Here is a 19,087-nt window from a genome sequence, read left to right as displayed (position 1 = left end):
TGGTTTCTGAGCGCTTTTGTCTTCAACTGTAGAAATTATTTACATTCAAAAGAATATTTATTTGTGATGTTGTTATGTATTTCTAATATGGCTTCTCCACCATTTTCATAACACTGAGAAGTAACTGAACTAATTTCTTTGGTATTGAAATAACTGGATGCAATAATTAAAAAGCAAACAACTAATAAAAGAGTAATTAACACCCATGGAATACCATTAAGGTACTTATTTTTTAATTTAGTCATTATCTAAATCTCCCTTTTAATAAATTTCATAAATATTTTTAAAAAAGAATGGAATAGCTAGATTTTTCATTGGCCACGCTACCCCTTAGTTCGTCAGGGTATATGTAGTACAACTCCAATGTTTTGCCCCTGGTTTTCTTTTACCTTTCCATCCCAATTTCTGCAATTCCTTAGCAATCAACATATTAAAAAAACCATGACCAACTAAAACTATCTTTTTATGAACATCTGCATAACCAATTAGCTGTTGGGATGCCTTACTTGCCCGCAATTTTGCCTGACTAAAAGACTCACATTCGTTAGAATAACCACTAAACCAAAATACTCTTAAAATCACTGCCCAGATACTGGCTTTTAATTTTATTCCAACTAATTTGGTGGGATTTGAAGGTAACTCAATTTCTCGAAATATGCGGTCTGAAATTATTTTTGTTCCTGGATTCAATAACCTTGCTGATTCGACAGACCTTTGTAAATCACTGGTAAAAACAATATTTGAGGCTGCTACTTTTTTAAGCGCCACTGCAGGGTAGCTTGACTCTTTAAACACTCCGTTATTGTTATATTTTTCAACCCACTTCTTAAACTCGATACAAGTTATTTTTTCATTTTCAGTAAGTTTTGATTTTCCATGTCTAATCAATGAAATTTCCATAAAACTCTCCTTGAGCTAACAGTGATCTAGATTTCATTATATAACAACAATCGATTAATTGATCTTATCTGCCCGCGATGGCTAATTTCGTCCTCCTTTACGTGAAACCAAAGATAGTAGTTATTATAAGGGACACCTTTTCCCATTTGTTTTCCTCGCTACTCCCATTCAATTACTCCATACAAATCTATCAATACTAAAGGAAAATTAAAGACTGATAATTCGTAATTTATTTAGTGTTACCCTTTTTCTTTTGCCCTAATAAATTGAATAAGTCATTGCTCCGGACATTTCTACTCTAGTTATTTCCCATAAATGCCCAGGCATAAAATCCGACTTTACGCTTAATCTTATTTAGCTAGTATAATAGCCGAAATTACCTATAAACAGAACGAGTGTTTTGGTGTAAACTCTTTATGGTGGTGTTTTATGAAAATACCTAAATTTCTTTATTGAGGTGAAAATAAGTGAATGGGACGGCACACGCAGCAATTGGCGCAGCAACAGGATTTGTCGTTGCAAACACGATGAATACAACTCCTTCTACGACACTCTTTTTAGTTGGATTAGGCTGCATATCAGGTTTAATTCCCGACCTCGACATTGATGGGAAACTTCGTGACAAAATCACTCTATCGCATGAGTTGATTCGTACAGTTGCCCAGTTGATTGGGACTATGATGATTTTTTATAGCTTTTATGAGGGAACGACTAAAGAAAAATGGATTGGTATCGGAATTGGTTTAGCGATAATCGTCGTATCGTCATTGATTAAGCAAAGGCATATGTTAACAATCACAGGGATCGGGGTACTAGCTGGAGGATTCACATTACAAGAAACCTGGTTGTTTCTACTTGGGATTTATATTTTAATCGCGTCTTTTATTTCACACCGCAGCTATACCCATTCGATTGTAGGGATCATTTTCTTCGGCATCATTGCTTCCAAATTTGAAGCGTCCATCGGAATTGAAGGCGTCTTCTATACCTGCCTTGCAGCTTACATTAGTCACTTAATTGCGGATATAAAACTATTACCGTTTAATAAACGTGGCATCAAGCTATTTTTACCAGTTTCTTCAAAGGAGATTTAAAGTTTAAGATTTGCCTCTCTAAAAAAAAACAAGGACACCTCCTAAGCAAAGGTGTCCTTGTTAAACACCAATAGATTCATTAAGAGGCCTTATTAAGAACGTTCTAATCCTTTACCGCTTTAATAATCATTGTTGTTGGAAATCTTCTAGCTTTATATAAAGAATAATATCGATCAGAAATGACTTCTTCATGATTCTCATAATAATTAGGTACATCACTCTCTATCACTGAATGTATGGAAAATCCTGCCCGAATCAATTCGTTAAGATAAGTTGCCATCTTTCTTTTAGGAATACTCATCGAGACGTTTTCCCCTTTAAATCGATTAAAGGTCGTAAATCCCTCTTCTTGGTATGACCCATCGAGAGTTATCACTCCATTTTCTGATTGCAAATAAGGATATAATGGGTGGTCCCAACTGAAGATAAATACTCCTCCTGATTTCAAGTATGAGTAAATTAGGTTAAAAGTAGACGCTAAGTCCGTCGTCCAACCAATAGCATAAATTGAGTAAACATAATCAAAATAGTAATTTGGTAGATTGCAGTCAATTTCCATAGGTGAACAATATAAGCGCGGATGTAACCCCTTAAGCGTTTCCTCTGCAGCTGCCTTTTGTGATTCGGAAATATCGACGCCCCATAGCTCACTTGCACCCTTATCCGCCATATAGCGTAAAGAATGTCCACTTCCATAGCCTATATCTAGTACTTTTTTATTGTTAAGATCTCCAAACAATTGAAGTTCCTCTTCTGTTTGCGTAAAAGGGCCATAACTGGGTAAAGCATCAATTCCGTTGAAATGATGCGCTACCTTATCCCAGCTTTTCTTATTTTGAACTAAAATTTTATTCATTTTTACAATCCTTTCCTTCACTAACTAGATTAACCCAGATAACCGCCCCCATCGGATGTTTATAAGGAATAGGCTCTTTATATATTACTGGGTTTTCTAAAACCCAAGCATATGTTTTCTTATAAGGTAACTGAAGAGAACACTCACTATCAACAAAGTGGAATTTTTCACCTTCTCGATAATCAACTAAACAAAGTTCTCTACTCTCTACAATATTAACTTCTCCGAATACCTTGCTAGACCCACTTTTAATAAGCGCAACAGTGCCTCTTATTCTTGTATTCGATCCTCTTATTTCCCAAGTCTTTTTCCCTTCTAGAATTAGTTCAATCCAAGGTGATTTAATTATTAAACCCTTCATATCTTTTTGCTCCTTAAAACTAAATTAATTAGTCAATTATTAACTTTTGTATACTCAGCATTTAATTTAGCTAATACTATTTTTAATTCAAGTAAGCTATCAATTATTATATCCGCTTGAGAAAGTTCATCTTCCTGGGCAAAATCAAAATTACAACCAATCGCAAGTAGTCCATTGCTTTTTGCTGCGTTTATATCTGATAATCTGTCGCCAATTACAGCACCATTCTCAATATTATATTTGGTTACGATTGTGCGGACTAAATCAGTTTTATTTAGAGTTTGCAAATGTTGGATGCTGAATGTTTCTGTAACCCATTTATCTAATTTGTAATATATTACTATTGTATTTAAATATTCTATTTGGCCATTGCTTGCTATGTATATTGAAAAGTTTTTGTCTTTTAAATAGCTTAAGACTTCTTTAACATTTGGATAGAGAGCACCATTACCTCTGTTAATATTAGCTAGTAGTTGTTCGTGAAAAAATTCATTTGTTCGTTGTCGAACCTCATTTGAATGATCAGGCAATAAAGTTTCCCATACTACGGGTAAAGGTACGCCCATAATTTCACGGTACTTTTCAATAGGTGTTTCTTTATCCCATAAATCCAAAGCTTCTAAATGATTAAATGTTTCTTGAAGTGAAATTTCTAAAATTGTGTTCGTTTGAAATAACGTTCCATCCATATCAAAAATAAGAGATTGTGACACTCCCATTCCCCCTTATAGATTCTAAAAAAATCTAGATAATATATTTGTTATAATATCAATCAAAATAGACAGGTTCTTGTGGATTATGTAAATGTTTAAAAGCCAATTGAATTTGCGATTCTGTATTCCTTGCTATCGATAAAGATGGTAGTTCATTTTCAGCAAAAAATTCAACTGCACTCGTTTCAATTCCTTCCTTTGGCTGCCCGCCAATTATTTCGCATCTGAAAAATATTTTATATACGTGATATGGAGAAGGAGGGTGTGGATGGCACTTTTTATCAAGAACACCTAACAATTTGATTACCTTCACATCAAACCCTGATTCTTCTTTTACTTCTTTGACTGCAACTTCACTTGGTGTTAGTCCAATGTCACCCCAACCTCCAGGTAACGACCAATCACCATCTGTATTTTCTCTGACCATTAATATTTTATTATCCTTAAATACAACAGCCCTAATATCTACTTTAGGTGTTGCATAACCAGTTTCATTTGCAAACAAATCCCTTATAGCTGTCTCATCCATATCTGTGTGTTGCGATAATATTTCAACACTAATATTTCTTATTAATTCAAATCTTTCCAAATCATAAACATCGTTAGAATATGTTAATCCTGCCTGTGAAATTGATTGCAGTTGTTTTGCCCAATCAAGCCATTTAGGTTCCATTTATCATTCCCACCAATTCAATAATATTTAACCATTTTCAAAAATTCAAAACTACTGCCATTTGTATCTTGAATAAAAGTTTCAAGCTCTTCAAATCCGATTTTCCTATATATCTTTATCGCTCTTTGATTAAAAGTTGCTACTGATAATGTTGTTTTTTCCGGTTTGTATTTTGCTTTCGCAAACTCTAAACCTGCCTTTAGAAATTCCAATCCATTACCACTACCAGTTAAATCTGGTCTCAACCCTAACCCTATATCAATTGTATTATTAGCTACTTTATTAAAACTAAAGAAGCCAATAACTTCCTTCTCATTAATCACAACAAAGTAAGAATGCCCGCGTTTTTCAGGGTCAAGAAACTCGACTAAATCTTCTTTATCTGATTCCATATCGTAAAAAGAATATTTACCATCATAATGCCACTTGTAAGCTATTTCTTCTGCCTGCTCTTGTTTCATTATTTTGAATTTATATCCCATAATTCCGATCCCCTTTTTTATAATAACACTCAGAATGTTCTCCTTAGTTACACCATATATGGTTTAACCCTTCCTTCCAATAATAGCAGGCAATTGTGCCAGATCATCGACTATATAGTCTGCATCTACATTATGCCATTGATAGTCCTTTTTCCAAATGCCCTTCATTCCTATATTTTGAGCACCTTTCACATCATTTTCTGGGTGGTCACCCATAAATAGACTTTCATAAGGCAAAACATCAAGTTTCGATATTGCTCTCTGGAATATTTGCGGGTCTGGCTTTTTTATTCCTTCCCACTCCGAAACTAAAATAACATCAAAATACTTTTCAATACCCAAAGCCTTTATATTATCCATCTGAAATTTCCCGAATCCATTTGTGATCATTCCTATTTTAAGATTGCTACTTTTCAATTCCTCTAACATTTCAATAAGGTTAGGAAAAGGAACACAGTTATTCTTAAATTCATGAATATAATCTTGAAGGAGTTCTTCCCAAGTGATCCGTTCAATAGCAAATTCATTGACTAATTGCTGATACACTTTATCTTTCCAAACATACCCACGGTTGTCCAATTCTATAAATTTTTTCACAAACTGCCTTTTAGTAATATGACCGACAAAACTATTCAATCTATCATACTGTCTATCAATGAACATTTTTACTGAGGCATCTCTATTTAGCAACGTTCCATCTAAATCAAAAAGAACAGCCTTGATCATGTTTCCATCACTCTCCACTCTTTTCGCTTGAAATTCGATTTGTTACCATAACCTCCGCTTCGGTTAACTTTCATTCAATTTCATTTAGTTCTAACGATAACAAAGATATTTATGTTAAATTATTAAATCTATAAAAAAAAGAAATCAGCTGATTTCCCTTTTTAAAGCATAAGCCCTTATACTCTCATCCATTGCCAATTATTTTTAATGCTTTAAGGGCTAGCATCATTTGAAACTGGACTTCAGGTTCACGTATGTCACGGCGACCGAGAAGATCCATTATTTTATTTAATCGATAGCGAAGGCCACTTACTGATAACGCCAACTTTTCTGCCGTTTGTTCCAAATTACCGCCATTTATAAGGAAATTGTAGAGTGTTTCGATTAGCTCAACTTTATTATGATCAGTATTTTCATAGAGATTCCCAAGGGTACCTCTTATAATCTTTTGAATCGCCTTTTCATTTTGTTCAGTAATTAGAACACCAATAATGCCTAAATCGTCAAATGTTGTTATTGGTACCTCACTCCTTGAAAGTCGTAAAGCTGAACGGGCTTCTTCGAAGGAGATACCCGCTTCCGTAATGTTACTGTTTTTCGAACTAATTCCTGCAAGAAATAATGCGTTTTTTACCTTCCTTTTAAGAAAGGATAAAAGTGAATGAATAGAATGCTCGATATTTTTCTTATCCAATTGATTATTAGGCAAGAGTATGATCAGGCTATCCGGTCGTTGACCAATTAAGACATTTATATTCTTTTCAGTAAAATAAGAGGCAACAGTTTCGTAGGCATGTGTGTGAACAGTGAGTTTATTTTCAACATAATGATCCGTAAAGGTGTAGGAAAGCAGGACAACATAATAATCCCCTGACAAATTTAACTGAATATAACCTGCCTTCTTGATAATTTCTTGTTTCGAAGGATACTTTCCACTAATGATCTCTTCCAAAAAGTGCCCTTTAATCCGTTCCATTGATTCTAGTTTTGTCTTTTCATTTAAGATAAGCATAGAACAGATAGAGGACAGCCGTCCAATAATCATCGTATCTATTTCATTGGTTGAGGTTGTACTGTCCTCATATAAAAACGAACAATAGCCAATTCTTTTATCTTGTAAAAATATCGGTGCAACTAGTCTAGTATTATTGTCTAGATAGGTAACAGTCGGATTTATTATCGAATTGTTTGTTTTCAAGTAATTAATAAAATCTTTCTTAGAAGATTCATAGCCTTCAATGGATATCCCCTTTAAACCGAGCACCTGAAAATGAATATCCTCGACAACGACGGGGTGTTTTATTTGCCGATAAACAATATCTAGAATGGTATCAATATTATTTCCTTTTATGATTTCTGCGGTAAGTTCTGTATTAATTTTCGTAACCATCGCCAGGTTATTTTTTTCAATTAATAGTTTTTCATTCGTCTGTTCAAGCTCCTGAAGAATTGGCAATTCCCTGCTATAGAAAAGCAAATCGTTGGCTTCCTCCTGCCAATCCGTAAGCAGACGGCCTTCCCAAATACAACACGGAGCACCTGTCCCAGCACATTGTATTTCTTTAAAAAAGACTTCTTCGCCAAGTAATGTGGAAACGTAGCCACTCGCATAGCCAGTTAGCGTAAAACAAACAGGATTATCCGAATGACCTAAATTATGAATATGCTGTTCGGCTTCATAGGAATTTTCCCAAGTACCCATAAAGCGGAGAGTATTAATTATCCCATCCTCTATTTGGAGATCCTGTCGAGTAACCTTCGCTCTGACATGCCCCTTTAAGGCATGAAAGAAAGGACCGTGAAGAATTTTCTCCAGCATAGTCATAGACTGGTCCATTCCTATTTCTTTTGAGTCCTCTTTTCCTAATTGCCATCCATATCGAAAGAAGAACGCCTTCATCCGTTTGATTCCAATATTATTTATTAAATCACGCTGCAAAATACCAAATGCTTTCGTGGGAATCATTAAGGATCTTTTGTTATTGACATACAATAGTTCATCGGTTTGCGAAATTGATAATTTGTCATTTAATAGCAGATATTGGTTTTTCAATAGGTTCGCACCTTCACTTCTATTAGAATCGATGACAATTTTTTAAAATGTATGTAACCCCTTTCATTATAATTGAATATTTCGACAAATGGTATTTTAAAGCCACATAAAAAAAGACGCTTTACTGTTTTTTAAGCAGGGCGCCTTCGTTTTTTGACTATTTTAGTGCACTGTAAATATCATTGGCATCTAATATTATTTAGGAAACGATACTATTTAAAAATTTCACCTTAATTGTTTGCCAAAACTTCTTCATTTAGTAACGAACGATATCGCCCGTTAAAGAATAGAAGGGGTTCAACATCTTGAAGTTGTATATCGAGTACTCTGCCAATGAAGAGTGTATGGTCGCCTTCTACATGTTCATTTACGACTTCACATGCCACCTGTACGACAGCACCCTTTAAAACAGGCAAACCAGCTAAACGTTCAAAGCTAATATCTCTTTTCTCCTTTATCTGTCCTGCAAAAATCATTGAAACTTCCTGTTGCGATTCTGAGAGAATATTCACGGCAAACCGTTTGCTATTCTTTATTTTTTCAAGCATTTGAGCTTTTTCTCCAATGGAAACGACAACAAGTTTCGGGTTAAGGGATACGGACATAAATGCATTGGCGGTCATGCCATGTGGCTCTTCGTCAATCTCCGTCGTAATCACAGTTACACCCGTAGCAAATTTCCCCATTGCACTTCGGAATTTACGATCATCCATGGTGAACCCCCTCTCGTTCTATTGTTTTACCATCTCTTTTGATACATTAATCCACGTGTTGTTCGTCCAACCGTTTAAGTCATAATCATTTAATGCAGAATCTACTAATGCACGATGACGATCGGCTGCACCTGTAGCTTCTGTATGGAATAATGCCTCCATATTTATATTTTCATGATTGCCTCCATAATTAACTTCATAAAGTTCATGGCGACCACCAAACTCAGTACCAATCGTATCCCAGACCATTTTCAATAATTTGACCCTATCCTCAGCATTAATGCCTGATCCTTTGTAATACTGATCCAAGTAAGGTCTTAATTCTGGATTGAGGAAATCCTTCGAGCTAGAAGGTAATTGAATTAAACCACCAGCAACGACTTGCTCAAAAATATTTTTCACTTTAACCCAGGCCAATGGTGCCAAAGCGCGATAAGCAGCACTTGAGAATGCGTTTGGAATAACTAATCCGTTTGGTCCTGGTTCAGGATCTGCAGCCATCGCTGTGGACAGACCCCAGAACATATTCCTAAGGGCTACTACCTCGCCAATTTTTGCCTGTACCCCTCTGAAATTCTTTGTTCCTGCTGCCTCTGTTGCTTTTAATAATAAACCAGTCATGAAATCTAGTTTAACAGAAAAACGCGTGCAACCATGGAAGGTATAACGTGGAATAAAACCACTTTCTGGTGCAAATCTATTAGAAATATCTAAATTCCTATAGCAAAGCACATCTTCCCAAGGAATAAATACATTATCTAAAACAATCACCGCATCATTTTCATCGAAACGACTTGATAATGGGTAATCAAACGGTGAACCGTTTGTTGCCGCCTGAAGTTCATAAGATTGGCGACTGATCATTTTTAAGCCTGGTGCATTCATTGGCACAAAGAAAATCAATGCATGGCTCTTATCACCATCACCCAAATCAATTGTTCCATAGTTAGCAACGAAGTTATAATGAGTCAAGGCAGCCGCTGTTCCCACCATCTTGGCACCGCTTACAATTATCCCGTCATCCCTTTCCCCCACTGCACGTACGAATACATCTTTATTCTCATGGAGTGATTTAGAACGGTCCATTTGTGGATTAATAATCGTATGATTAACAAATGGGACTTCTTTTGTTGCCTTTCTGTACCATGCCTTAGCGTTATCTTCAAATCCTACATAGTAATGGGAAAAAGCATCTAGATGGCCAATAAAAGAGGCCTTGTAATCGGGAGTACGTCCCATAAACCCGTAGCTAAGCCTTGCCCACTCCGCAATCGCATCTCTTGCTTCCAAAAGATCCTGCGCACTTTTAGGTGTTTTAAAAAATTTATGTGTTTTATCTCCGTATTCTGTTGTCGTAGTTAAAATCTCACTAGTCTTAGGGTCATGCAGGGCATCATACATTCTTGCATAAGAGCGAGCGGAATTTCGATAGGCTGGATGTGTAGTCACGTCATCAATTTTCTCGCCATTTAAATAAACAACTCTGCCATCTTTCAGGCTCTCCAAATATTCTTTACCAGTATATATTTTAACCATCTCCATTTCTATGTGATTTTTTACTTCTTCTCTAATTCTAATTAATCTGAAAATTCTATACAATAACAGGAACTGATAGAGTTTTTCCCATTCACTACCCACTTCTGTTAGTCAGGTAAGCTATCAATTCAACGCATACTATCTTTACCCTGATGGATAATTGGGAAAAACCATACTTATGTAGGTTTTCCTCTAACCTTCCATAGGTACTTTTAATGTTAACTTTCATTGTGTTAACCAAATACAAAAACATGTTGACATATGGTTTACGCTCAATATAAAATGAAAATTAAGAAAATAATAGAGGAGTGGAAATATGAAGGTTTTAGACATTACATATGTTGCTTTACTTGCCGCTTTTATGGGGGTACTGGGTTTTGTTCCGCCGCTTATGCTTTCTTTTACACCTGTTCCAATTACCCTGCAAACATTAGGGGTACTACTCGCAGGTGGGGTATTAGGAGCACGATTAGGGGCATGGAGCATGACGATTTTCTTGTTAGTTGTTGCTGCCGGAGCACCGTTATTATCCGGAGGCCGTGGCGGAATCGGAGTATTTGTCGGACCAAGTGCCGGCTACTTATTCTCCTATCCTTTAGCCGCTTTTATTATCGGTTTTCTAATTCACCGCTTCCGCACCTTACGATTACGCAATATATTGCTCGTAAATTTGACAGCCGGAATTTTTATTATCTATTTAATTGGTATTCCTGTACAAGCCTTTGTTTTGGATTTAAAATTAGTAGAAGCAATCAAAGTCAGCCTTGTGTATATTCCAGGTGACGTATTGAAAGCGACCATTGCTTCAATACTCACTTTCAGGCTATTGAAATCACCTGTTATTAAACGCAACCTATATAAAAACGCTGAGACACTTTAGGTGTCTCATTTTTTTAAGAAAGGAGAAATACCTTGGCTTCTATTACTGAAACCTATTTACACCATTCCCCAGATAAAGTCGCCATTCACACACTAAAGGAAAGAATTACGTATCGAACCTGGCAGGAGCGGGTTTGGAAAACGGCTAATTGGCTTGATTCACTAAAACCGACAAATCAAATAGTAGGAATATTGCTTCCAAACGGAATTCCCTTCCTCCAGCTTTTCACGGGGGCTGCCACCGCTGGCTGGACCTCTGTTCCCTTTGATATAAAGTGGACAGAAACAGAATGGCAAACTCGATTGACCCTATCCCGCCCCTCCATTTTTATCACAACAAGGGAACTGTTTCCGAAGGTCAAGCACCTCCATCCAAGGGTTATCATCTATGAGGAGTGCCAACTGGAAATCGACCAAACCACTTGGGTAAGAAAAGTGGATATCGATGGAAAGCAGCCCTTTTATATGGGCTTTACCTCAGGTACAACTGGTGATCCGAAGGCATTTATCCGATCCCATGATTCCTGGCTTGCTAGTTTTGATTGTACCAAAATCGATTTTCAGCTCGATGAAAACAATCATGTCCTCATTCCTGGAGCCTTGATTCATTCCCATTTCTTATATGGGGTCATCAGCACCTTGTACCTGGGAGGAACCGTCTACCTACTTGAAAAATTCTCCCCAAACCGAACACTATCGTTAATCGAAACACATCCAATCACGGTTGTATATCTGGTCCCGACAATGATAGCTGCCTTGCTAATGGAGGAGCGTTCAATTGAGAAACCCGTAAAACTCCTCTCTTCTGGTGCGAAGTGGGAAGATCATTCTAAGGAGCATCTTCAAACCTTGTTCCCGCATTTCTCGATGTACGAATTTTATGGTGCAAGTGAGCTTAGTTTTATTACGGTCTTAACGAACGTAGAAAATGCACGAAAACCTGGTTCGGTTGGCAGACCTTGTCATAACGTCGAAATTCAAATTCGCCGGGACAATTTCCAAGCTGCAAAGCCAATGGAAACAGGGAAAATATATGTTAGAAGTAACATGCTCTTTAATGGGTACCTTGAAAATAATGGGCTAGGGATCCAGACCATCGAGGATGAAAATGGCTGGATGACTGTTGACGATATGGGTTATTTCGATGAAGATGGCTTTCTCTATCTTGCTGGACGTGAGGCAAACATGATCTTATACGGAGGTATTAATATTTTTCCAGAAGAGATTGAAAAAGTAGTCGGAACTCATCCAAACGTAGAGGAAGTAGCGGTTATTGGCATCAGAGACCCATACTGGGGGCAGATTGCCACTGCTGTTATTAAAGGTACCGCCACAACAAAGGAATTAAAAAGGTTATGTAAAGTGAATTTATCTCCCTATAAAGTCCCGAGGAAGTGGATTTTCTTGACGGAAATACCGCACACCACAAGCGGTAAAATAGCCCGGTCACAACTAAAAGCATTAATCGAAAGCAAGGTGAAGAGCCATTAGCAGAGCCGTAATTGTCCAAGCAAAACGTACGCCAATTGGAAAAAAGAATGGGATACTGCAGACATTTCAACCACATGAACTGGTTGCCCCTCTTCTTCGTCAATTAGCCAGTGGCATTGAAGCCAAAGTGGATGATGTGATAGTAGGAAATGTCACTGGTCCCGGAGGAAACATTGGCAGGTTATCAGTTTTGGAAGCTGGTCTTCCGCTTTCTATACCAGGATTAACGATTGACCGTCAATGCAGCGCCGGACTCGAAGCCATTCGAATCGCATGCTGCTTGATTCAGGCAGGCGCCGGTCAGTGCTACATTGCGGGCGGAGTCGAAAGCACGAGCACCTCCCCATACCTGAAGCGCGCCCGCTTTTCACCGGACAGCCTTGGCGACCCGGATATGGTCGAGGCTGCAGAATTTGTTGCCACGAAATATGGAATAACAAAAGACCAACAGGATGATTATGCCCTCTTAAGTTATCGACGCAGCTGGGAATCTTTTGAAAGAGGCTTTTTCAAGGAGGAAATCCTTCCTGTAGCACAATGGTACCAGGATGAAGGATTACATAAAAAGCGGAACATGGAGGCACTTGTTAAACGGGCAAAACCAATACTTTCTGGAGAAAACAATACAGTTACGGCAGCCAACAGCTGTGGAATTCAAGATGGTGCGGCAGCGGCCGTGGTGATGGAAGAAAACTCTGCATTACGTCTCGGCCTCAAGCCAATCCTCCGATTCGTCGACAGTCAGGTCGCAGCTGTTCATCCTCACTATCCAGGATCAGCACCTATTCCAGCCATTAAAACCTTACTTGAACGAAACAGGTTGACAATTCAGGACATCGATCTCATTGAAATCAATGAAGCCTTTGCCTCGAAAATCGTCGCCTGTGCACAGGAGCTCTCGATTCCTTACGAAAAGCTGAACGTTAGCGGCGGAGCTCTAACCATCGGTCATCCTTACGGAGCATCTGGGGCCATTTTGGTTACACGGCTTTTCTACGAAGTACAACGTCAAAAAGAAGCAAAATACGTCCTTGCTGCGATCGGCAGCGGCGGCGGCATCGGGGTTGCTGTCTTATTTGAAACCGTTCGATAAGAAAAGAAAAAACGTTGAGACACTGCATTTGTCTCAACGTTTTTTTAGTTCGAAATCACGTTAGTTGTAGTAGCTAAATGAAATGCTAATCGCCCTATTTTTAAACAGTTAACTAAAAATACAGAAATCCATTGAAAGAATACTGCAGTTCATATAACAATATTCTAATATAAATATTATACCAAAGAAGACATTTAGCTAATAGGAAATTTTCTGGGTATAGTTCATTTTTTATTAGGGGATTTTAAAATAAAAAAGAGGATTACTTATGATTGGACTTTTGATTGCTATTATCTTATTTAACATCATTGGCTTTAAAACAAATAAAAAACTATCAGGGAACCAGATCCTTCATATTTGGATGTTTACAATTGCTTTCCAAACACTCTTCGATACTTTTATTGATTATAAATACCACGGCTATTGGTATTTCGATCATGAGCCAAATTGGAGGGGGATACTTCCGCATACGATATTAATACCACCTGTGAATATATTCTTTCTAAATTGGTATCCTCATAAAGGCAAATTTATACAAAAGCTAGTATTCATAATCATCTTTGAGATTTTTATGTTAATTTACGAATACCTTACTTTACTGCCTGAGCCTTGGGGATATTTTCATTACGGTTGGTGGGAAATTTGGCATGCAGCAATCGTAAATCCTATTCTTCTGCTTATATTGTTAGGATATTATAGGTGGGTTTGTATTCTAGAAAATAAGGCACTCTTAAGGAAAGTTTAATAATTTTTGGGATGGTTACAAGTGAACGAACTTTTCAATTTCATGAAATTATACATAAGGGCTGCATGTCTACCTTTTTGTGTTCGCCGATTCATTTTTGAGTAGAGGCAATCCATGAATTGTTTATCACAGTAACAAGACGAATTCCCTCGACTAAGACATCGGTCATGTCGATAACAACAGGCATCTACATCATTTATAGGTGCTCCTGGTCCACTACAACCCGGTCCACACCATCTATAATTGGGAAAGATGCAGAGTGCCAGCTTTTTATTCTTTCTTCTCACTTTACTACACCACCTTGAAGTTTCTTACTATATAAATATGGAGATTGGCTCCAGATGGGACAGGCTAATTTCGGGGTTTCTCGGATATAATTAATTTTCCGCAAATATCTGTTTCGCGGATATATCTGACCTTCCTATAATATATGACCAGAGAATTTCAGCTGTTTTTTCAGCAAATTACACTAATTGACTCCTTTTAAACGAAAAAAGAGGAAATCACAATGGATTCCTCTTAAAACTTAAATATTTTCGCAAAAGCCTTCATTGTCTCTTCACTACAAAAGCTTGCAAAGTGATCCTTAAGCATCATTTTTGCATCTTCCATTTCGATCGGGGTTTCAGCGATACGATTATGCTCTGTCCAGTGCAACATTGTTTCGAAAGCGGTACTGCTCCAGCCATTTTTCTCACCCTGGTCGTTTGTTTTCGCCTTGGTGCCAGCAACGACTATATCCATCGAACCTTGCAATTCCAGCAAAGCGTTATCAAATGACTTTTTCTTTTCCTTATCCTTCATTCCGGCCTGCACTCTCAATAATCTCGTGTCGATTCCTTCACTCTCACGAATTAACTCAAATAGCTCCAATGCCTCACGAGAAACTAATCCATCTTGATAGCGCTGCTTTAATGAATGACGGGATCCCAAGACTGCCTTAACCATCGGCAGCCATTCACTAGAGATTAACACCGATTTCTTTTTAACAAATTTACCGTAAGCTGCGGCACCATCAACCGGGAACTTCGCACGCCATAACCATGGATCGAATTCTGTGCCTGTATGCCACTGCTCTTTGGCAGTCATGCTGTCCAAAGAAGGATACCCAGGAATAAGCGACGCAAGTGGCAGAAAACCAATTTCCTTAATTACCTCGATCGCTTCTTCATATGTATGAACATTATATTTCTTCACCCAAACCAATCTCCCTTCCTAATAATCTATTTAACTAACTTAGTTCCCTATCAGTTTGGCAAATTCCTTCAAAAACTAAACCTGATGTTCAGCAAAAAAAACGAAAGAGAGCTACCACAGGGACAGCTCTCAATCTTTAACCCTTTTTAACCACGTAACAGCTACCATCATCAGCAAAATATAAATTTTCCCCTTCTTTCAAGTTAAAGTTTACCTTTCTTTTATCATAAATTAATTGTTCGACCTTAATATATTGTTCCACTAATTCCAAGGCAGGATTCAGTATAATATCTTGACTACTTGTTGTTGTAACAAATCCTTTTGGATTACGTATCCTTTCTGGTTTTATTTCCGTACTCCATTTCCCATTTAGAAGGATACTCGATACAATCAACTTCGTCTTTCTGTTTTGAACGGACCAAATATTGCGACAATTACAGCGATGTATCTTGAATTTCAAGACCTGATCCCCCCATTTCAATAAATAATGATTATCGTATGTATATTCACACGCACAAAGAAATATTTACATGATCATTTTTATTAAAATTAAGGTAATTCATATTTATACAAATAAAAAAAGGAATGGCTGTTCATTAGCCATACCCTTTATATTAAAATGGTTTTAGAATCATTAACGCAATAATGATCAGGAAAATTATATTTTCAAGGGATTCATAGCGAAAAAGTTCTTTTGATAATCGATTGTATTCTTCAGGAATGTCATCGCCTTGGTGGGAATGTAATAATGCTTTAATAGGTTTTGACCTTGGTGACAAAACGAGCGGTCCCATGGCAAGTGCTGCCAAAAAGAGTCCGAGACTTGTTACATACCAGCCCATTTTAAATAGATTTAGATTTATGGAACCCATGATTAAACCAGTAATTAATAAAAGGGTACCGCCAATCATGACAAAAATATGTAGGGAATGCCTTATTGCATGGGAATGTCTTAATTCGGTCATTGTTTTCGACCCTTTCACAACCGTCATTAAAATAAACCCAGGACCCATGCCTAAAATAGCTGAAAAAATATGTATGACTACAAGAACTTGATAAAGAGTACTCATGAGCTGCAACCTCCATTCTCTGCCTTCCCATTTTATCATAAACCTAGTTTCCTTTAAGTGATTTAAAACAGTTATTGTGGATTTTCAGACATAATTTTTTCACATTAAAAATGTTATAATAGAGAAAAATCAGTATGACACAAAAGCTAAAGAGGGGGCAATCATCATTAAGAAGGTCATTAAACTTCTATATATCATCATTGGTTTTATCTCCCTTGGCCTCGGGATTTTGGGAATTGTACTTCCGTTATTGCCAACAACTCCTCTATTACTGTTAGCATCCTTCTGCTTTGTAAAAGGATCTGAACGATTTGAGATATGGTTTAAAGGGACAAATGTTTATAAGCGCCATTTGGAAAGCTTCGTCAAAGAACGGTCGATGACATTAAAACAGAAACTGACCATTTTATTATTTGCAGATGTAATGATAGCGATCGCCTTCTTCCTGGTTAATAATTTACTAGTAAGGGTCACGCTTCTAGCGATCGTTATCTATAAATATTATTATTTCATCTATAAAATAAAAACGGTTCCTCAATAAATGCATGGTGCTAAGTCACCATGCATTTATTCGTTGTCTATTTAATATGCAGTACCATGTGCTCATCATCATAATAGGTATTATTTATTTTCATCGCTTTTTCCTCTAGCCCGTAAGTTTGAAATCCTAGTTTTTCATAGAGCTTCTTTGCTTTTTGATTGCTGGCCATTACGGCTAGATTGATTTTTTCAATTGCTTCAATCGTCCTCGCTTTATTCAAAGCCTCTATTAGTAACGCCTCTCCAACACCTAAACCTTGTTTCTTAGGTGTGACATACATAGCATAAATATTCGCCCGGTGCTGGATTTTTTCTGCCTTTTCCTGAAGTAACGTCACCATACCAATCAAGTTATCCTGATCAAAAGCCCCAAAGGTATAGTTTCCTTCCGTTTTGAAACTGCTGGCAACCTGTTCAATTGGGTTTTCTCTTTTAATTGCATCTTCATAGCTAGTTAAAAAGGCTTCCGGGTTTTTCTTAAGTGCCTCTAATCTCAACTTCCAATAACTTTCTGCATCAGTGCGTACAAGTAATCTTATTTCCATTCGCTTCTCCTCCTTTTAAGTTTCTCTAAGTGTAAAAACATGAGGTATAATCCAAAGTCTGTTAAAATTAAGGAAACCTTTGATAATTTATTTTTAATATGATGATACTATATTTATCATGTTAACTGTCATAAAATATCTTAATAAATCGGTATATTCGAAAGGGGAAAAATAAATGATCTATAACTTTGATGAAATCGTCAACCGAAGAGGAACTTATTCCATAAAATGGGACGGAGGAGACTTACTTAAGCAAATGGGTTTTACTGATCGATATGATGAGGAAACCTTACCGTTATTTACGGCAGATATGGATTTACCCGTCCCGCAACCTCTAATAGAAGCCTTACATAAAACTGTTGATCATAAGATCTTTGGTTACTCAATTTTTCCTGATGAATATTATGAAGCGATTCAACATTGGTTTAAAAAACGACATGATTGGGAGATTAAAAGAGAAGAAATCGTCTACAGCCCTGGAACAGTGTACGCTTTGAATATGGCGGTTAAGGCCTTTACGGAGCCTGGAGATGGCATCATCATTCAGCGTCCTGTCTATCCGCCTTTTACCTCTGCCATTGAAGGGAATAATCGAAAATTAGTAAATAATCCTCTTAAATCGGATGAGGACGGAAAGTATTCGATTGACTTTGAAGACTTTGAAGCGAAATCAAAAGATGAAAGCACGAAAATGTTTATCTTATGTAATCCTCATAATCCAACAGGAAAAGTGTATACCAAGGATGAGCTTGCTAAATTATCGGCAATTTGTGCAGAAAATAACGTACTTATCATAGCAGATGAAATTCACGGAGATTTAATTAGACGCCATCAAACCTTCTTTCCAATTGTAAAAGCTGCAGACAGTGATAAACATATTGTTACGTTTACAGCGATCAACAAAACCTTTAATTTGGCTGGACTGCATTGTACCAACGTGATTATTCCAAATCCCGAGCTCCGAAATACATTCGTTAGAGTAATGGGCCACCATTTAGCCTCGCCATTTACAATCTCGGCGCTGATTTCGGTTTACAACGACGGGGAGGAATGGTTAGAGCAGTTAATTGATTATATTGATGGGACAATGGATTTTGTGAAAAGCTTCTTAGAGGAAAGAATGCCTAAAGTAAAAGCAATAATTCCCGAAGGAACGTATGTGATGTGGCTAGACTTCAGTGGTTACGGCCTATCACCTGAAGAAGTCCATGACAGAATTTACAATAAAGCGAATGTTCTTTTAGAAGATGGCAAGATGTTTGGTGAAGAAGGTTTAAACTATCAACGCATTTGTCTCCCTTCCCCACGACCGATGATAAAGGAAGCATTTGAACGAATGGCTAGGGAGTTTGAGGACATAAAATAATTTATACTTCACAAAACCAGGTGGACTTCTTGTTCTACCTGGTTTTTTATAAAA

General features: G+C 37.2%; 22 protein-coding genes. 7 read left to right on the top strand and 15 right to left on the bottom strand.

Annotation, left to right across the window (positions count from 1 at the left end):
- Window positions 1-35: 35 nt before the first annotated feature.
- Both NSS81_RS16170 and NSS81_RS16165 read right to left on the bottom strand, forming a co-directional pair.
- Complete coding sequence (locus NSS81_RS16170; protein ID WP_342429701.1) at window positions 36-245, bottom strand: hypothetical protein; 210 nt, start codon at window positions 243-245, stop codon at window positions 36-38.
- A gap of 85 nt (window positions 246-330) precedes the next feature.
- Window positions 331-900 (bottom strand): histidine phosphatase family protein, encoded by a 570-nt coding sequence (locus tag NSS81_RS16165; protein WP_342429700.1) that lies wholly within the window; start codon window positions 898-900, stop codon window positions 331-333.
- Window positions 901-1,367: 467 nt separating this feature from the next.
- Between NSS81_RS16165 and NSS81_RS16160 the strand changes: the two genes are divergently transcribed.
- Window positions 1,368-1,994 carry a metal-dependent hydrolase gene (locus NSS81_RS16160; RefSeq protein WP_342429699.1) on the top strand — a complete coding sequence of 209 codons (627 nt, stop codon included), beginning with the start codon at window positions 1,368-1,370 and terminating at the stop codon, window positions 1,992-1,994.
- A 103-nt stretch (window positions 1,995-2,097) separates the two neighbouring features.
- On the opposite strand, the gene NSS81_RS16155 is transcribed toward NSS81_RS16160, so the two are convergent.
- From NSS81_RS16155 to NSS81_RS16115, 9 genes are all read right to left on the bottom strand, one after another.
- Entirely contained in the window at window positions 2,098-2,850 is a 753-nt protein-coding gene (locus NSS81_RS16155) for a class I SAM-dependent methyltransferase (protein ID WP_342434051.1), read from the bottom strand.
- Window positions 2,843-3,211, bottom strand: a complete 369-nt coding sequence (locus NSS81_RS16150) for an ASCH domain-containing protein (RefSeq protein ID WP_342429698.1) — start codon at window positions 3,209-3,211, stop codon at window positions 2,843-2,845. Before NSS81_RS16150 ends, NSS81_RS16155 begins: the two co-directional genes overlap by 8 nt.
- A gap of 32 nt (window positions 3,212-3,243) precedes the next feature.
- On the bottom strand, window positions 3,244-3,924 hold the full coding sequence (locus NSS81_RS16145) for an HAD hydrolase-like protein (protein ID WP_342429697.1): 681 nt from the start codon (window positions 3,922-3,924) through the stop codon (window positions 3,244-3,246).
- 55 nt (window positions 3,925-3,979) lie between these two features.
- Window positions 3,980-4,597 carry an NUDIX hydrolase gene (locus NSS81_RS16140; protein ID WP_342429696.1) on the bottom strand — a complete coding sequence of 206 codons (618 nt, stop codon included), beginning with the start codon at window positions 4,595-4,597 and terminating at the stop codon, window positions 3,980-3,982.
- A 17-nt stretch (window positions 4,598-4,614) separates the two neighbouring features.
- On the bottom strand, window positions 4,615-5,079 hold the full coding sequence (locus NSS81_RS16135) for a GNAT family N-acetyltransferase (RefSeq protein WP_342429695.1): 465 nt from the start codon (window positions 5,077-5,079) through the stop codon (window positions 4,615-4,617).
- A 63-nt stretch (window positions 5,080-5,142) separates the two neighbouring features.
- Window positions 5,143-5,805, bottom strand: coding sequence for an HAD family hydrolase (locus tag NSS81_RS16130; RefSeq protein ID WP_342434050.1), 663 nt, complete (start codon window positions 5,803-5,805; stop codon window positions 5,143-5,145).
- A 184-nt stretch (window positions 5,806-5,989) separates the two neighbouring features.
- Window positions 5,990-7,858 carry a XylR N-terminal domain-containing protein gene (locus NSS81_RS16125; protein ID WP_342429694.1) on the bottom strand — a complete coding sequence of 623 codons (1,869 nt, stop codon included), beginning with the start codon at window positions 7,856-7,858 and terminating at the stop codon, window positions 5,990-5,992.
- Between the two features lie 230 nt (window positions 7,859-8,088).
- Window positions 8,089-8,571, bottom strand: a complete 483-nt coding sequence (locus NSS81_RS16120; protein ID WP_342429693.1) for a flavin reductase family protein — start codon at window positions 8,569-8,571, stop codon at window positions 8,089-8,091.
- Between the two features lie 18 nt (window positions 8,572-8,589).
- Window positions 8,590-10,107: a 4-hydroxyphenylacetate 3-hydroxylase family protein gene (locus NSS81_RS16115; RefSeq protein ID WP_342434049.1), complete on the bottom strand. Its 1,518-nt coding sequence runs from the start codon at window positions 10,105-10,107 to the stop codon at window positions 8,590-8,592.
- Between the two features lie 316 nt (window positions 10,108-10,423).
- Between NSS81_RS16115 and NSS81_RS16110 the strand changes: the two genes are divergently transcribed.
- From NSS81_RS16110 to NSS81_RS16095, 4 genes are all read left to right on the top strand, one after another.
- The gene (locus tag NSS81_RS16110) at window positions 10,424-10,987 is read left to right on the top strand and encodes a biotin transporter BioY (protein ID WP_342429692.1); all 564 of its coding nucleotides are present in this window, start codon (window positions 10,424-10,426) and stop codon (window positions 10,985-10,987) included.
- Window positions 10,988-11,019: 32 nt separating this feature from the next.
- Complete coding sequence (locus NSS81_RS16105; protein WP_342429691.1) at window positions 11,020-12,477, top strand: AMP-binding protein; 1,458 nt, start codon at window positions 11,020-11,022, stop codon at window positions 12,475-12,477.
- Complete coding sequence (locus NSS81_RS16100) at window positions 12,473-13,570, top strand: acetyl-CoA C-acyltransferase (protein ID WP_342434048.1); 1,098 nt, start codon at window positions 12,473-12,475, stop codon at window positions 13,568-13,570. Before NSS81_RS16105 ends, NSS81_RS16100 begins: the two co-directional genes overlap by 5 nt.
- Before the next feature lie 268 nt (window positions 13,571-13,838).
- A complete protein-coding gene (locus NSS81_RS16095) occupies window positions 13,839-14,315 on the top strand; it encodes a hypothetical protein (protein WP_342429690.1) in 477 nt (158 codons plus the stop codon).
- Between the two features lie 519 nt (window positions 14,316-14,834).
- On the opposite strand, the gene NSS81_RS16090 is transcribed toward NSS81_RS16095, so the two are convergent.
- From NSS81_RS16090 to NSS81_RS16080, 3 genes are all read right to left on the bottom strand, one after another.
- The gene (locus NSS81_RS16090; RefSeq protein ID WP_342429689.1) at window positions 14,835-15,512 is read right to left on the bottom strand and encodes a hypothetical protein; all 678 of its coding nucleotides are present in this window, start codon (window positions 15,510-15,512) and stop codon (window positions 14,835-14,837) included.
- Between the two features lie 136 nt (window positions 15,513-15,648).
- A complete protein-coding gene (locus NSS81_RS16085) occupies window positions 15,649-15,972 on the bottom strand; it encodes a hypothetical protein (protein ID WP_342429688.1) in 324 nt (107 codons plus the stop codon).
- Window positions 15,973-16,126: 154 nt separating this feature from the next.
- Window positions 16,127-16,582 (bottom strand): DUF2269 family protein, encoded by a 456-nt coding sequence (locus tag NSS81_RS16080; protein WP_342434047.1) that lies wholly within the window; start codon window positions 16,580-16,582, stop codon window positions 16,127-16,129.
- 103 nt (window positions 16,583-16,685) lie between these two features.
- Here NSS81_RS16080 and NSS81_RS16075 point away from each other — a divergent pair, with 103 nt between their 5' ends.
- Window positions 16,686-17,123 (top strand): YbaN family protein, encoded by a 438-nt coding sequence (locus NSS81_RS16075; RefSeq protein WP_342434046.1) that lies wholly within the window; start codon window positions 16,686-16,688, stop codon window positions 17,121-17,123.
- Window positions 17,124-17,160: 37 nt separating this feature from the next.
- Here the strand turns inward: NSS81_RS16075 and NSS81_RS16070 are convergent, their stop codons facing one another.
- Window positions 17,161-17,667 (bottom strand): GNAT family N-acetyltransferase, encoded by a 507-nt coding sequence (locus tag NSS81_RS16070; protein WP_342429687.1) that lies wholly within the window; start codon window positions 17,665-17,667, stop codon window positions 17,161-17,163.
- A gap of 175 nt (window positions 17,668-17,842) precedes the next feature.
- On the opposite strand from NSS81_RS16070, the gene NSS81_RS16065 reads away from it, so the two are divergent.
- Window positions 17,843-19,033, top strand: coding sequence for a MalY/PatB family protein (locus NSS81_RS16065; RefSeq protein WP_342429686.1), 1,191 nt, complete (start codon window positions 17,843-17,845; stop codon window positions 19,031-19,033).
- The last annotated feature ends 54 nt before the right edge of the window (window positions 19,034-19,087 follow it).

This window comes from Neobacillus sp. FSL H8-0543 (assembly GCF_038592905.1).
Lineage (GTDB): Bacteria > Bacillota > Bacilli > Bacillales > Cytobacillaceae > Neobacillus.
The sequence above is the reverse complement of the archived record's forward strand: the minus strand, read 5'-3'. Positions and strand labels throughout refer to the sequence as shown.

Coding starts and splice junctions, on each gene's coding strand:
- NSS81_RS16095 (WP_342429690.1), top strand. CDS start 13,839: ATGATTGGACTTTTGATTGCTATTATCTTATTTAACATCATTGGCTTT.
- NSS81_RS16120 (WP_342429693.1), bottom strand. CDS start 8,571: ATGGATGATCGTAAATTCCGAAGTGCAATGGGGAAATTTGCTACGGGT.
- NSS81_RS16165 (WP_342429700.1), bottom strand. CDS start 900: ATGGAAATTTCATTGATTAGACATGGAAAATCAAAACTTACTGAAAAT.
- NSS81_RS16110 (WP_342429692.1), top strand. CDS start 10,424: ATGAAGGTTTTAGACATTACATATGTTGCTTTACTTGCCGCTTTTATG.
- NSS81_RS16170 (WP_342429701.1), bottom strand. CDS start 245: ATGACTAAATTAAAAAATAAGTACCTTAATGGTATTCCATGGGTGTTA.
- NSS81_RS16150 (WP_342429698.1), bottom strand. CDS start 3,211: ATGAAGGGTTTAATAATTAAATCACCTTGGATTGAACTAATTCTAGAA.
- NSS81_RS16140 (WP_342429696.1), bottom strand. CDS start 4,597: ATGGAACCTAAATGGCTTGATTGGGCAAAACAACTGCAATCAATTTCA.
- NSS81_RS16130 (WP_342434050.1), bottom strand. CDS start 5,805: ATGATCAAGGCTGTTCTTTTTGATTTAGATGGAACGTTGCTAAATAGA.
- NSS81_RS16065 (WP_342429686.1), top strand. CDS start 17,843: ATGATCTATAACTTTGATGAAATCGTCAACCGAAGAGGAACTTATTCC.
- NSS81_RS16070 (WP_342429687.1), bottom strand. CDS start 17,667: ATGGAAATAAGATTACTTGTACGCACTGATGCAGAAAGTTATTGGAAG.
- NSS81_RS16155 (WP_342434051.1), bottom strand. CDS start 2,850: ATGAATAAAATTTTAGTTCAAAATAAGAAAAGCTGGGATAAGGTAGCG.
- NSS81_RS16115 (WP_342434049.1), bottom strand. CDS start 10,107: ATGGTTAAAATATATACTGGTAAAGAATATTTGGAGAGCCTGAAAGAT.
- NSS81_RS16080 (WP_342434047.1), bottom strand. CDS start 16,582: ATGAGTACTCTTTATCAAGTTCTTGTAGTCATACATATTTTTTCAGCT.
- NSS81_RS16135 (WP_342429695.1), bottom strand. CDS start 5,079: ATGGGATATAAATTCAAAATAATGAAACAAGAGCAGGCAGAAGAAATA.